This is a genomic window from Paraburkholderia sp. BL17N1 (assembly GCF_003634175.1).
Lineage (GTDB): Bacteria > Pseudomonadota > Gammaproteobacteria > Burkholderiales > Burkholderiaceae > Paraburkholderia.
The window spans coordinates 838,035-852,763 of sequence record NZ_RBIW01000001.1 but is presented as its reverse complement, the minus strand read 5'-3'; the positions used below and the strand labels follow the sequence as shown (position 1 = coordinate 852,763).

Annotated in this window: 11 protein-coding genes; 10 read left to right on the top strand and 1 reads right to left on the bottom strand. The window is 62.8% G+C overall.

Translation table 11 applies throughout. The features are described 5' to 3' along the window. Positions 1-82 precede the first annotated feature (82 nt). The 8 genes from B0G82_RS03665 to B0G82_RS03630 all read left to right on the top strand — a co-directional run bounded on the left by B0G82_RS03665 (position 83) and on the right by B0G82_RS03630 (position 11,542). On the top strand, positions 83-1,399 hold the full coding sequence (locus B0G82_RS03665; RefSeq protein WP_121306676.1) for an MFS transporter: 1,317 nt from the start codon (positions 83-85) through the stop codon (positions 1,397-1,399). A 334-nt stretch (positions 1,400-1,733) separates the two neighbouring features. After that, positions 1,734-2,426: a response regulator transcription factor gene (locus B0G82_RS03660; RefSeq protein ID WP_199730050.1), complete on the top strand. Its 693-nt coding sequence runs from the start codon at positions 1,734-1,736 to the stop codon at positions 2,424-2,426. A 152-nt stretch (positions 2,427-2,578) separates the two neighbouring features. Further along, positions 2,579-3,268 carry a response regulator transcription factor gene (locus B0G82_RS03655; protein ID WP_121306675.1) on the top strand — a complete coding sequence of 230 codons (690 nt, stop codon included), beginning with the start codon at positions 2,579-2,581 and terminating at the stop codon, positions 3,266-3,268. A gap of 118 nt (positions 3,269-3,386) precedes the next feature. Further along, the gene (locus B0G82_RS03650) at positions 3,387-4,031 is read left to right on the top strand and encodes a response regulator transcription factor (protein ID WP_116142980.1); all 645 of its coding nucleotides are present in this window, start codon (positions 3,387-3,389) and stop codon (positions 4,029-4,031) included. 256 nt (positions 4,032-4,287) lie between these two features. After that, positions 4,288-5,034, top strand: a complete 747-nt coding sequence (aqpZ, locus tag B0G82_RS03645) for an aquaporin Z (RefSeq protein WP_121306674.1) — start codon at positions 4,288-4,290, stop codon at positions 5,032-5,034. Positions 5,035-5,054: 20 nt separating this feature from the next. Continuing rightward, a complete protein-coding gene (locus B0G82_RS03640; RefSeq protein WP_121306673.1) occupies positions 5,055-9,530 on the top strand; it encodes a transporter substrate-binding domain-containing protein in 4,476 nt (1,491 codons plus the stop codon). 503 nt (positions 9,531-10,033) lie between these two features. Continuing rightward, positions 10,034-10,468, top strand: coding sequence for a CHRD domain-containing protein (locus B0G82_RS03635; protein ID WP_106282045.1), 435 nt, complete (start codon positions 10,034-10,036; stop codon positions 10,466-10,468). 117 nt (positions 10,469-10,585) lie between these two features. After that, complete coding sequence (locus B0G82_RS03630; RefSeq protein ID WP_121306672.1) at positions 10,586-11,542, top strand: alpha/beta hydrolase; 957 nt, start codon at positions 10,586-10,588, stop codon at positions 11,540-11,542. Here B0G82_RS03630 and B0G82_RS03625 read toward each other — a convergent pair. Then, positions 11,512-12,354, bottom strand: a complete 843-nt coding sequence (locus tag B0G82_RS03625) for an EcsC family protein (RefSeq protein WP_121306671.1) — start codon at positions 12,352-12,354, stop codon at positions 11,512-11,514. The two genes, B0G82_RS03630 and B0G82_RS03625, sit on opposite strands and share 31 nt — an antisense overlap. Positions 12,355-12,493: 139 nt before the next feature. On the opposite strand from B0G82_RS03625, the gene B0G82_RS03620 reads away from it, so the two are divergent. Beyond that, positions 12,494-14,089, top strand: a complete 1,596-nt coding sequence (locus B0G82_RS03620; RefSeq protein WP_121306670.1) for an MDR family MFS transporter — start codon at positions 12,494-12,496, stop codon at positions 14,087-14,089. A gap of 31 nt (positions 14,090-14,120) precedes the next feature. Then, complete coding sequence (locus tag B0G82_RS03615; protein WP_121306669.1) at positions 14,121-14,621, top strand: MarR family winged helix-turn-helix transcriptional regulator; 501 nt, start codon at positions 14,121-14,123, stop codon at positions 14,619-14,621. Positions 14,622-14,729 lie beyond the last annotated feature (108 nt).

Sequence of the window (14,729 nt, the reverse complement as noted above, 5' to 3'; positions counted from 1 at the left end):
CGATGGAAGTCATCTGAATTTCCGGCTTTTCCGATGGAAAGCCCAGCCGTAGGATACCCCCAGATTCTTTGCGGAGGGTGTCATGGGGAGCGAAACAATTGCGGGCTTAGTGTTATCCGGCGGGCTGACGGCAAGTCATCGGTGGAAAGTGCTGGGTGTCGGCTTCGCCGCGAACGCGAGCTTTTCGGCTGCGTTCTCGGGGATTCCGACGACAGCGGTTTTCTTGCGCTCGGGTTACCACCTCGGCAACGAGGGGCTGGGCCTCGTGCTCGGCATGCTCGGCCTCGGCATCGCGGTCAGCGAATTGCCGTGGGGGCTCTTGACCGACCGCTGGGGCGACCGGCGCGTCCTGCTGCTCGGACTGCTTTCGACCGCGGCCGCGTTGGCTGGCCTGGCGCTGTTCGTCGTGCCGTCTGGTGCGCACGTGCCAGGCGTGATGGCGCTCGCGCTCGGCCTGTTGCTGGTCGGACTGTTCGGCGGCAGTGTCAACGGTTCGAGCGGCCGCGCGGTGATGGCGTGGTTTCGCGAGGGCGAGCGCGGCCTGGCCATGAGTATTCGCCAGACCGCGGTGCCAGCGGGCGGCGGCGTCGGCGCATTGCTGCTGCCGGTGCTCGCGTCGCGCTTCGGTTTCGCGAGCGCCTATGGCGTGCTGGCGCTTGCCTGCGCGATCACGGCGGGGTTCGCGTGGCGCTGGTTGCATGAACCTTCTCATACCGGAGCGGATGGTGCCCGTGAAGTCCGCGACACGGCCGCGGCGAACGGTGTGCCCGCCAGGGTCTCGCCATTGCGCGAGATCGGCATCTGGCGCGTGGCGCTCGGCGCCGGCGCGTTGTGCGTGCCGCAACTCGCCGTGGTGACGTTCGGCACTGTGTTTCTCCACGATTTCAGCCGCGCCGGCGTGCTGGCGATCAGCGTGACGATGGTCGCGGTGCAAACGGGTGCCGCGATCGCGCGGGTCTGGAGCGGCGGCTGGACCGACCGGCGCGGCAACCGGCGCGGCTACATGCGCGCCTGTAGTCTGCTGACGGCGGTGCTGTTCGCTTCGCTCGCGCTGCTGACGGGTCTCGCCCGCATGAATCACACGACGATGACGGCCGTGTTCGCAGTGATGGTCGTGCTGGGCGGCGTGAGCGCGTCGGCATGGCACGGCGTGGCGTTCACGGAACTCGCCACGCTGGCTGGGACGAGCCGTGCGGGCACCGCGCTCGCGATCGGCAACACCTGTGTGTTTCTTGCGCTGTTCCTGACGCCGCTGGCGATTCCGCCGCTGTTGTCGATAGGTTCGTGGCCGATGGTATGGGCGGTGACCAGTGTATGCGCGCTGATCGCGTTGCCCGTGTTCCCGCGCGCGGCACGAGAAACCAAAGTGAGGACGGCGCGCGCTTGCGACGCAACCTGACGAGCCGCGGCGCCGGTTGTTGGCCATGCGAAGGGCGGGCGCGGCGGGTTCCTCAAGCGGTTTGGGTCAGACGGTGCATCGGAATTCCGCGGCGAATGATCGAGTCGCCAAGTTCCGCCGAAAATGCGCGGCTCAAAAAGACGAATTATTCATTTTGCGTATTTAGATTTTCTTCTTCTGATAGATCCGCGATGGGTTATTAGTTTCTGTGCAGGATTCGGAGCGCTCCGATTTTCGTAATGTTTGGGCGGTGATTTTATGGCTGCCTTGGCGCGCTGTGCGTTGCCAAGCCGGCCGTTAAGGCAGACGTAGAGTCGTTCGGATTTTTCTGCGTATGCGCATTCACTCCTACAACAAACGAGAGAAAATCCTGGTGAATATTCGAATTATCCTGGCGGACGATCATCCATTCGTTCTCCTTGGCGTCCGTGCCGCGTTGGAAATGGAGGCCGGCGTCACCGTCGTCGATCAGGCGACGAATCCTGTTTCGCTGATCGAACGCCTGCGGAGCACGCCCTGCGATGTGCTCGTCACCGATCTCTCGATGCCAGATCTTTCGTTCGCCGTGAACGACGGCTTCAATCTCGTGAGACGAATCCGCGGTGGCTGGCCGCAATTGCGCGTCGTGGTGATGACAACTCTGACCAACCCCGCGATTCTTCGCGCCATCGTGTCGGACGGCGCCGTGAGCATGGTCGGCAAAGCTGAGTCGATGGACGAGCTCCGGCAGGCGATCATGGTGGCTCGAGATGGTCACGCGTACCTCGGCCGTTCCATCATCGAAGCGCTAGCCCGTCCACACGATCCTGAATGCGAACCACCGCCAACGCCGCGTTTAACGGGCAAACAGGTCGAAGTTGTCAGGCTGCTGGTAAGCGGCCAGTCGATCTCCGAGATTGCGACCGCGCTCGGCTGTGATCGGCGCACGGTCACTCGGCAAAAGCGCGAGGCCATGGCGAAACTGGGAGTCACCAATGATCCCGGTCTTTTCTCTTACGTGCGCGCCTATGGAATTCTTAATTTTTAATCGCATATCTAAGTAATTTATTTTTCGAATTAACCGAGGTTGTTTCGGAGCGATCTTATGGTTATTCTCGAAGAAGTATTTAATGATCGCGAGAAGAGCCGTCTTGTTCGTGGAGAGGCAGCAGTCAACTTAGGACGGAGGAGAAATAGAAGATGCGCGACACCGCTGAGGTAAGCACACCCGTTCGCGCGATCATCGCGGACGATCATCCATTGGTGCTGCTGGCGATCGAAAACCTGATGAACGGCTATCCGAATATGGAGATCGTCGGCCGCGCAGCCGACGCCACCGAACTCTTCGCGGAAATCGATCGCTGTTCATGCGACCTGGTGCTCATGGATCTCTACATGCCGGGCGGCGCGGATGGCGACGGACTGGAAGTCGTCAGACAGTTCAAGACACGGTACCCGGGCATCGCGCTCGTCGTACTCACCATGGAAACCGAGGCGGCCGAACTTCAGAAGGTGATTTCGCTCGGCGTCGAGGGACTCATGAGCAAGCGCGACCGGATCGACCTGATTCACGTGGCCGTCATCACCGCGCTGGCGCGCGAGCGCTATGTCGGGCCCGCGGTGCGTGCATTGATCGCCGACGCAACGGTGACCCAGCGGCTAGATTATGTTCGGAAGATTCTCTCGCGCCGCGAACTCGAAGTGTTCACTCAATATGCGTCAGGTTACGGCGTGACAGAGATCGCCGCGCGTTTGGAGCGCAGCGTCAAAACGATCAGCGCGCAGAAGTGCACTGCCATGCGCAAGCTGGCTCTGCGCAGCGACGCGGAACTGTTTCGTTTTGCCGTCGAGTACGGTGTGATCCCTGAGGAACCCATGCCGAAGCGGTGATGAGCCGCTGATAAGTCAGTGACGTGTCGCGCCGTCGCGCGGCGAATAGAAGATGCATTGGCATCGCCTGGGGAAGCACACCGTGTGCAGGGCATGTCAGTCGATAAGACAATAGAAAATGAGACAGAAGATCCGTGTCATCATCGCAGACGATCACGACTGCGTTCGCGTCGGCGTCAAGCGCGTGTTGCAAGCCGCGCCGAACATCGAATGTGTCGGCGAAGCGGCCGATACGCACGAACTGGCGGAATTGCTAGACGCCCGCGCGTGCGACGTCGTCGTTTCCGATATCAGCATGCCGGGCATTCATGGCGGCAGCAACGCGGTGTCGTTTCTGCGCCGCTTGCTGCGGGGCCAGTCGCATCCATGCGTCGTGGTCCTTACCATGATCTGCCACGCACATATGCTGTCCGGGCTGTTGCATATCGGCGTGAGCGGAATCGTCGATAAACGCGAGACCGTCACAGCATTGATCGACGCGATCGAGGCCGCTTTTGCCGGGCACATCTATCTGTCGGAACACGTGCGGGTCGCGATCGACGCGGCCGACGCGCCGCCGCAACTACGCGCCGGCATGCTGAGCGCACGCGAGTGGGAAGTATTCCAGCTTTATGTGCAAGGTCTTGCCGTCCATGAAATCGCGGTGCGGCTGCAGCGCAGCGGCAAGACCATCAGTACGCAAAAACGCAGTGCCATGCGCAAGCTCGGGCTGGAAACGGAGGCCGACCTGATCGACTACGCGCGGCAGATCGGATTGACCTGAGCTGATATCTGGCGAGCATATTGCACTGCGCCGTCGGCAAGTGATTTTGGATAACCAGGAATTTAGGAGTGTTCTGATTGGTTGCGGGAGGTTGCCGTCTCATAGTTCTGAATTCACTACGGCTTTATTCCGTGCTCTCCTGATGAAAGCAGTCGTTTCGTCAAGCTGAGCGATGCCCGGGCCGTGAGAATACAGGCAGATTTGTGGCGGCAATCGTGCAATGCCGTCTGCCTGGCGGACAGAACCAGGAGGCGGCATGGATGCGTTAGGTAAGCGGTTGTTGGTCGAGGGTGTCGGAACGGCGTGGCTGGTGTTCGTCGGCTGCGGCAGCATCGTATTGAACGTCGGTGTGATCCAGCAGGCGTGCGGCGTGCTGGAAGTAGCACTGGCATTCGGCCTCGCTCTCGCTACAGCCACCTATTGCTTCGGCGGTGTGTCCGGCGGCCATTTCAATCCCGCAGTCACCGTAGGTTTCACGGTCGCGCAACGTTTTCCGGTCAGGGATTTGCTCCCCTACATCGCGTCGCAAATTCTCGGAGCGATCGTTGCCGCCGCGCTACTGCTTTACGTGGCGGGCGGGCGTCCCGGGTTCGATCTGGGCGTGAGCGAGTTCGCGGCAAACGGCTTCGGCGACCATTCTCCCGCCGACTATCAGATGCATTCGGCGCTGGCCATCGAGTTCGTGCTGGCCTTCGGTTTTGTCACGGCAAGCCTGTTGGTCGCCCACAGGCGAGACATGGCGCCGATCGCGCCGCTGGTCGTCGGCGTTTGCCTGGTGCTGGTCTATCTGGTGTCGATTCCGGTTACCAACGGCTCGGTCAATCCCGCGCGCTCCACGTCCCAGGCGTTGTTCGTCGGCGACTGGGCGCTGGACCAGCTTTGGCTGTTCTGGGCTGCGCCCCTGTCGGGCGGTGTCATGGCCGGGGCGCTGTTCTCGTTTCTGCACGGCAAGGCTGACGACGCTGCCGCTACGCTCGCCGACGGGCGCGGCGAAGTCGCCTGAGTGTCGCCGGTGCCATCATCGTGTCCGCCGTCAATTTCGTGTCGGGCGTTGCAATGAGGCGTTTGCTTGGACGCCTCTCGCTGTGTCTGTTCGCCTGGTTCTTTGTCGTCGCCGCGCAAACAACAGCCGTTGCCCAATCGTTCGACAATCGCTCGAACGCTCAGCTTGTCGCCAACTTTCCCGCGAAACTAACCGTCGGCGTTCTCGCTAACAGTTGGCTGCCGTTCGACGCGATGCAAGACGGTCAACTCACCGGCATGAGCGTCGACTATCTGCGCGCCGTTGTCGGGCCGAACGTGGTCATCGAAGCCAAGGTGTTCCCGGACCTGACGCAATTGCTCGCGGCCGCCTGCGCCGGACATGTCGATTTGATGATGAGCCTTGCCCGCACACCTGAGCGCGAGCGGTGCCTGAGTTTTACCGCGCCTTATTTCCGTTCGTCCTCGTCGGTCGTGGTGCGCCGGGACAGTAACAGTTATGCGAATTCCGCCCAGTTAGCGGGAGCGCGCATCGCAATAGAAAAAGGCTTTGCGCTCGAGCGTGTGACACGCGAGCGCTTCCCACGCGCCCAGATCGTCACGTTTTCCGTGACGCGCGAGGCACTCGCCGCCGTGATCCAGGGCGACGCGGACGTTTATCTCGGCTTCACTACCGCCGTGCAATATGCATTGTCCACCGACGAGTTTCGTGGCTTGCGAGTGGCGTTCGAGGAGAACGCCAAAACCGCCAATTTGCGCTTCGCGGTGCCGCGGAACCAGACTGCATTGCGGGACAAACTTGATCAGGCGCTCGCGTCGATGAACCCGGCCGACGACGCGGCTATCCGCGCGCGCTGGCTATCCGGCAACTTCGACGCGAAGCCTTTGCCCACCGTGCCAAGTCTCGCGCTGACGCCGCAAGAGCAGGCGTGGCTTAGTTCGCTGCCGCCGTTGCAGGTCGGTTTCGATAACAATTGGGCGCCCTTCAGTTACGTCGACGGTTCTGGCCGGCCCGCGGGCATTGCCGCCGACTATCTGACGTATCTTAGTCGCACGCTCGGCGTCGTGTTCAATCGCGCCGACACGGCTGACTGGCCCGCTGCGATCGAATCATTTCAGCGCGGCGAATTTGCGATCCTCGCCACTGCTTCGAGTCACGATCCCCGCCTTTCGAAGGCGCGGCACACCAGTGCGTACGAGCACTATCCGCTGGTGCTCATCGGGCGCGAGGACGAACCGGCGGCTCGCTCGCTGAACGATTTTGCGTCACGCCGCATCGTCGTTTCGTCGCATGTCGGCGGGTCGGTTACGCTCCCATTCCAGCGAATTCCGCAGGACCACGTGGTAGTTGCGCCCAGTCTCGACGACGCCCTCAAGATGGTTGAGTCCGGCGAGGCGGACGTTCTGGTGGGCAACGTGGCCGCCGCCGATATCCTGCTCAAGCAACGGTACAGCGGTGTCCTCAAGATCCTCGGCACGGTTGGCGATTCCGACGCGCTCGACTTCGCCGTGCGCCCGGACCTGAGCCCACTCGCCGGGCTAATCGACCGTGCGCTGCTGGCGATGCCGCCCGCGCAAAAGCAACGCATCCGGCAGAAGTGGGTCACCGGCAATGCACCGGGGTCCGGCACGTGGAGCGTGACCGCGGTGCGTCTGTTGCCGGTGCTGATCGGCGTCTGCGTCGTGCTGCTGATCACCCTGCGTGCCTATCTGTTGCTGCAACGCGAAGTCAGGTTGCGCAAGACAACGGAGCGGGAACTGGAACTGCAACTGAACTTCCAGGAAACCTTGATGAAGACGGTGCCCTATCCGCTCGTCGCCAAGGATCTCGATGGCCGCTATATCGCAGTCAACGAAGCCTATGAGCAAGCTTGCGGATTGGGCCGCGAGGCGATCGTCGGACGAACCACCCTGGAGGTGCAAACGTGGGGCGAGGCCAACAGCCGCATCCTGGACGAGATGACCCGCGAAATGCTGAACGGCGGCGAGACTGCGCAGGTGGAGTTGCAGTTCGAGCGCGACGCGGGCAACGTGCGGCATGGGCTTTTCTGGACCCGTATCTGTCGCCGCAGTGACGGTCAACCGGCTTGCGTGCTCGGCACGATGGTCGATATCACCGACATCCGGCGCGCCGAAATGCGTGCGCGCGAGACCGAACGGCGCCTCTTCGACGTGACGCGCTCACTACCGGCGGTGGTATTTCAACTGCGCCGCACCGCGGACGGCACGTATTCGTTTCCGTATATCGGCGGAGACACGCGTCATCTGCTGGGCGTGCGAGACGGTTCGCAGAGCAGCAGCGATCACGTCGATTTCCAGCGCGTGTGCGAGGAGGATAGGGCGTTCGTGCTGGCTGAACTCGAACGCTCGGCGCACTGCGAAACGCCCGTGAACATGGAGTTTCGTTTCGCCGGCGACGAGGACGTCAAATGGGCGCGAGCCGAGCTGGTGCCGCGCCGCGAATCGGACGGAAGCGTTGTGTGGAGCGGTTACTGGGTGGATGCCAGCATGGAGCACGCGCGCTCCGACGAGCTTGCGCGAGCGCGCGATCTTGCCGAAGCGGCCTCGCGCGCCAAAGACGACTTCTTTGCCATGATGAGCCATGAAATCCGCACGCCGATGAATGGCGTGCTCGGTCTCGTGGAAGTGCTGGAGCGCACGCCGCTCAATACAGACCAGGGCGAAATGCTGGGCATGATCCACGAGTCGGCCGGCGCGCTGCTACAGATCCTCGACGACCTGCTGGACTATTCGAAAATCGAAGCGGGGCGGCTGACCATCGAGGCCGAAGCCATCGATATACGTGAACTGGTGGACAACGCTGTCGGTCTGTTGGCTGGCCGCGCCCATGAAAAGGGCCTGAAAGTGCGCGTGGATATCGGATCGGACGTCGCCGCCACACTGCGCGGCGACAGCGTCCGGTTGCGACAGATTCTCTTTAACCTGCTAGGCAATGCGATCAAATTTACGCCGCAGGGCGAGGTCGACGTGTGCGTGTCGGTCGTCGCGCAAGACGACGGCATTCAGACGCTCGAAATGATCGTAGAGGACACCGGGATCGGCATCGCGCCCGAGGTGCAGGCCAAATTGTTCGAGCCGTTCGTGCAGGCGGAATCGTCTACCACACGCCGTTTCGGTGGCACGGGCCTCGGCTTGACGATCTGTCGCAAGCTGATCGACCTCATGAACGGCTCGCTCAAGTTGCGCAGCGAACCGGGTAGCGGCACGCGCATGACCGTGCGGCTCGCCATGCCTATCGAGACGCAGCGCTATTCGGTCAACGGCTTGCGCGGCAAACGCGGAATCGTGGCAACCGGCGAGGCGCGCGTCGCGCAGGCCCTGATGCACTTTGGCGAGGCGCTCGGACTCGAGTTGCGCCGCGTCCCGCCTGATGCGCCGGAACTGCGCGATCGCGCCGCACTCGCCGAAACCGATCTACTGTTCGTGAGTGAAGATGTGACCTTGCCGGCGGAGATCAGGCCGCGCACGCGCGTCATCAGTCTGACCGAGAAGCCCAAGCCGACGGGCTACCGCATTCTCGACGACAACGTGCGCGTCAGCGTCAATCCCATTTCATGGCGCGGCCTTGGCGCCGCCTGTGCCGCTGCGATGACGGGCCTGCCGTCGGTGGCGCCGCGGTCGGCAGGCATGCCGCGTACGCCGGAAAGCGGCGCTTCGCCCCCAGATCGTGAGCGGGCCATTGCCAGTGGCCGGCTGATCCTCGTCGCAGAAGATCATCCGGTCAATCAGGAGTTGATCCGTCATCAGCTCGCGTTGCTCGGTTTTGCCTGCGACGTGGCGAACGACGGCGCCGAGGCGCTCGCCGCACTGGAGCATACGAGTTACGGCTGTCTGATCACGGATTGCCACATGCCGAACGTCTCCGGTTACGAACTCACTCGCCGTATTCGTGAAAGTGAGCAGGGCGGCGCGTATCGCCTGCCCATTCTGGGTATCACCGCGAACACCGCGCCCGAAGACCTGAATCTGTGCCGCGACGCGGGCATGGACGATAGCCTCGTGAAGCCGACCCGGCTCGCCACGCTGCGTGATTATCTGAGCCGCTGGTTCGGCACTGACAGCGCGTGGCAAGCCGCGCCTTCGGAGGCCGTCAGCACGCTGGCGGTTGCCGTGCCGGATGTGCGTGGGGGGGCGGGACCGTTCGTGCCGGTCGACCTCGGGCACATGACACAACTGTGGGGCAGCGAGTCGACGGTCAAGGCTTTGCTCGACTCGTTCGTGTCGTCCGTGCGCGAGGACGTGCAGTCGTTGTCGCCGTTGCTCGAGCGCGTGGAGTCCGAGCATGTTGAGCTGGAAAGGGTGCGCGAATGGCTTCATCGCGTGGCGGGGGCGGCGAGCGTCCTGCAATATCCGCCGCTGCTCACCGCACTCGAAGATTATCGCCGCGAAATCACCATCAAACCGCCGGAACGTGTGCGCGACGACGGGATGTTGTTAATCGACAAGTGCAATGCCATGCTGGACGGGATCGAACAGCAGGCCGCCTTGCTCGTATAAGTACGCTCCACGCATGTGTGCGCGTCGAAGCGAGCGCGCCTCTGCGGACGAGAGTGTGACAGATTGGCCAACCAGACAACCAGACCAACAGACGAAAAAAAAACGCGGCCGAAGCCGCGTTAAAGATTTGGAGACTTCCCTCGATGAAGGAGTCACTTCTCGCAAGCAGAAGCATAACCGGGATGTTGCGGTTCATTCATTACAAAATCCGCAATTAACTGTTTGAGTAAATCGATTAAAACGTCGCCGGGACGCGCCCTGAGCGATATCTCAGGCACGTCGGTGCGCCTGAAACGCCCAGGGAATCACTACGGACACCTACAAACTCGCCACGCATTCCAGCGCGCCTGAAAGCAGGTGCACTGAACGAAAGTGACCGAAAAAACCACGCAACGGCCGCGCGCGCTCCACCACAAACAGATTCGGCGGATTTGCACTAGTATGTGGTGGCTTCGCGCGCGGCCGAGTGTCGGTGCGGCGGGGCTTCAAGTCCGGAGAAGACCATGACTGCGCTTCGAAAAGTGAATCTTGCAGTGGTGTTGTGGGCGTTGGCGTCGGGTGTCGCCTTCGCGGATACGGTGGCACTGAAGGCGGATCTCGAGCCTTCGAGCGAGGTTCCGCCTCGCGTGAGCCACGGGCACGGTATGCTGGACGCCACCTTCGACACGTCGACGAAATCCCTGCAATGGACGGTCAGCTATGAAGGCTTGAGCGGCCCGGCAACCGCCGCGCATTTCCACGGACCCGCGCCTGTGGGTCAGAACGCCAAGGTTCAGGTGCCGATCGACAAGGGTGCGCTCGCCAGCCCGATCAAGGGCTCAGCGGCGCTGACCGAACAGCAGGTGACCGATCTGATGGCGGGCCAGTGGTACTTCAACGTTCATACCGCGCAGAACCCGATGGGTGAAATTCGCGGGCAGGTTTTGCCGGCGAACTAGGCGAGCGGAAAGCCTGATCCGGCGGCTCCGGCGTTTTTAAGATTAGAAGCCGCCATCCACCGACGCAGCCGCGAACGCACGTAACATGACAGGACACAATCGAAGGAGCGTGTCCCGATGAGTTGGCAAAGCGCACTCGCGTGCTGGTATCTGCGCAGGCAGTTTCGACCGGAAACCCTCAAGCCACGCATCAATGTCGAACGAGCGCGCGCGCTGAGCGCCAAGCGCGTCTGGTCGCCGCGGGTGCCGGGCGGCTGGCGTCTGCGTGAGCTGTACGGCGCGGACGATACGCCGTTGCGCGGCGAGTGGATCGAGCGCGCCGGCCGTGCGCTAGCAACGAACGCCGGGCCGACCGTTCTGTATTGCCACGGCGGCGGCTATTACTTCTGTTCGCCGCGTACCCATCGGTCGATCGTGTTCGGTCTGGCGGCGCGCGCCGACTCACCAGTTTTTTCCCTCGACTACCGTCTTGCGCCCGAGCACCGCTTCCCGGCGGCGCTCGATGACGCGACCGCAGCCTACCGTCAGTTGATCGCCGACGGCGTCGCGCCCGAGTCGATCGTCATCGCGGGCGATTCGGCGGGCGGCGGTCTTGCGCTTGCCACGCTGGTGGCGCTGCGCGATGCGGGCGATCCCGTGCCGGCAGGCGGCCTGCTGTTCTCGCCCTGGACCGATCTCGCCGCGACCGGCGTTAGCATTCGCACCAACGACGGTCTCGATCCCATGTTCAGCGGCTCCGCGATCGCCCGGGCGGGGAAGCTCTATCTTGGCGACACGCCCCCCACGCATCCCTACGCGTCTCCCGTCTATGCGGACCTGCATGGCTTGCCGCCGCTCTTCATCATGGCAGGCAGCACTGAAGTCTTGCTCGACGACTCGCAACGCGTGGCCGACAACGCGCGCGCGGCGGGCGTCGACTGCGAACTCGAAGTGTGGAACAAGATGCCGCACGTCTGGCCGATCTTCGCGCCGTTCATCCCCGAGGGAAATCGCGCGCTCGACCGCGCCGCCGCCTTCGTGCGGCGCGTGACGAGCCGCGCGATTCAGCCGTCGAGCGCGATGTCGATCGTCTGATAGGCGGCCTCGACCGTCGCCTGGCCGTATTGCCGTTCCAGCCGACGCACGGTGAAGTGACCGTGCGCGACCTGCTGGAAGTGGTCGATGAACACCGTATTGACCATCGCGCCGAGCACCGCGCCGATCGCCGGAATCGACTTTGCGGCGATCTGTTCGCTGACCTGCACGGAGAAACGCGCGGCGATCGTGTTGAGCAGGCGCAACAAGGCCGCGGAACCGTGCGCGGTGAAGCCCTTGGTGGCGATCTCGGATGACGCTTTCGACACCGCCTGCGCGAGCGCGCCGCGCATGATGAAGTAGCCGAAGTCGGCGTCGTCGTCGGCTTTTGACGTGCCGCCCATGCCGAGCACCGTCAGACATTGCAACTGCGTGTCGATCGCCGTCAGATCCTCGCCCTCGCTGCGCGCGATATCGCAGATCGAGCGGAACATCAGCGTGGTCGTGACGGGCAGTTCGACGGGCAGCGCGAACAGTCCGAATGCGCCGCCGGCCGCGCCGGTGGTCGCCACGGCAAACTTGTGCAGCAAGTTGCTCGGCTTGTCGGGCGCCACCAACGGAGTCGCGCCGTCCCGTCTCCCCAGCGTGCGCAGCGCGATCGACAGGCACTTGCGTAGCGCCAGTTCCGTCGCGTCGGTGACTTTTTCGTTGGCGAATGCGGGCATGCGCGCGAGCAGTTTTTCCAGCGGCGCGCCGACGATGCTCGCCAGCTTCATCGCCAGAGCGGGGCTCTCCAGTTCGTGTTTTGCGTGGCGCAGCGCCTTCAGGTCGTCGTCCGATAACGATTGGGTTGCGAGCGAACTCGGCTCCATGTGCCTCCCTGGCGTCATGTGATTTTCCTTTCTTCAGTCGATTGTCGGTGCGGCAAAGCCAGCAGCCTGTCCCGCTTAGAGCGTCGCAGCGTGGTATGATTCCCAATCGTTTGACGTGTCAACTGTTGCGCTATCAAAAATGGCTGTCCATACCGCGGCCCACCACTCGAGTGGGCAAGTTTTACCGTTCCGTGAGTCGCTTCTGGCGATGCTCGGCATCTCCTTCGTCACGATGCTGGTCGCACTCGACCAGACTGTGGTCGGCACAGCGCTTCCCACCATCGTCGCCGAACTCAAGGGTTTCGAGTTGTACGCGTGGGTTGCCACGTCGTATCTGCTGACCTCGGTGATTACCGTGCCGATTTTCGGCCGGCTCGGCGATTACTACGGGCGCAAGCCGTTCGTGATTGCGTCGATCGTCGTGTTCACGGGCGCCTCCGTGCTGTGCGGCGCGGCCAACAACATGCTGTTCCTCGTGCTCGCGCGCGGCCTGCAAGGCATCGGCGGCGGCATGCTGGTCGGCACCGCGTTCGCCTGTATTCCTGATCTGTTTCCCGACTCGGTCGTGCGCCTGCGCTGGCAGGTGCTGATGAGTTCGGCGTTCGGCATCGCGAATGCGGTGGGGCCGTCGCTCGGCGGGTTCCTCACGCAGTATTACGGCTGGCGCTCGGTTTTCTACGTGAATCTGCCGGTCGGTCTCCTCTCGCTGTTTTTTGTCTGGCGCTTCCTGCCGCATCTGCGTCATGTCGAACACGAAGGCAAGATGCGGCTCGACTGGCCCGGCGCCGTGCTGATCGCCGTGGCACTCGGCTCGCTGCAACTGTTCGTCGAGTTGCTGCCGAAGCATGGCGTGACCTTGAGCGCGGCCGCGTTGCTCGCGCTGAGCGTCGCGTCGGCTCACGCGTTGTGGCAGTGGGAAAAGCGCTGCCCGACGGCGATCCTGCCGGTCGACATGTTCCGCAACCGTAGTCTCGCCGCGCTCTTCACGCTTGCCGTGTTGGGTGGTTTTTCGATGTTCTCGCTGCTGTTCTACGCGCCGTTGCTGTTCCAGGGCGGCTTCGGCATGTCGCCGAAGGAAGCGGGTCTCGTCATCACGCCGCTGGTCGTATTCATCACGATCGGCAGTATTGCCAACGGGCGCATCGTCTCACGGGTGCGCAACCCGAATCTGATGCTCTATATCGGCTTTGCACTGCTCGCACTGGCATGTCTGGGCGTGGTCGTCGCGACCCGCGCCATGCCGCAGTGGCTCTTGATGTCGTTCATGATCGTCGGCGGATTGGGACTCGGTTTCGTCATGCCGAACCTGACCATTTTCGCGCAGCAAACGGCGGGCCGCGAACACCTTGGTATCGCGACGGCGCTGCTGCAGTCGCTGCGGATGATCGGCGGCATGATCGGCACGGCCCTGACCGGCACACTGGTCAGCCATATGTACGCGAGCGGTGTGCGCAATACGTTGGAGAACGATCACGCGTCGCAATGGTTCGCGGACCTCGGCGATCCGCAAATCCTCATCAATCGGGACGCGCAAACTACTTTGCTCGATCAGTTGGCGCACGCTGGCCATAACGGCGCGATGCTGCTCGAGAGCGCACGAGAAGCGCTCGTGTCGGCGATTCATCTGGGGCTCGCCATGGCGGCCATTATCGCGGTGGTGTCGGTCTGGCAAAGCCGCCGCGTGCCGCCGATCAAACTCCAGCGCAAGCTCGAGCCCGTGATTCACGCGGACTGATTTTTTAGACTTACCGTTTTACTGATAGATCATGGAAGAACAGGACCGCGTCGCCGTCATGCAGCAATTCGGCCGCACATATCGGGCGTTCATGTCGGCTTTCGAGGCGCATGTCGGCCATCCGTTGCCGCGCTGGCGCATTCTGCTCGCGCTGCACGAGCAGTCCGGCGAGTCGTCGCAGAAGCGGCTGGTGGAGCGCTTGCGCGTCGATCCGGGCGCGTTGACACGGCAGTTGAAAACGCTGGAAGGTTTGGGCTGGATTGCTCGCAGCATGGATGCGCGCGATAACCGCGTGACCAACGTGCGGTTGACGGAGGCGGGACATTCGGCGACCGAAGCCAGCTTGCCGCGTCGCAACGCGTTTCTGCACGACACGATCGCCGTGCTGCCGGACGAGGCGCTGAACGCGCTGTCCGGTGCGTTGAGGATGCTCGAGGCCAGAATCGGCGAAGTGGCGGCTGCCGCTGGCGCAGCCGAGGCTGCCGAGCAAACCCGCCCGACAGTGGACGATGAAGCGCCGCGCCAGGCCTGATTTGCTGGACGCGGCTGAACCCGGTCGGTGCAGCGGAGCGAGGCAAAAAAATCACGCGTTCCGCAACACCACGAAAGGCGCGCCTCGCTTCCCGAGAAAGCGCCCTTC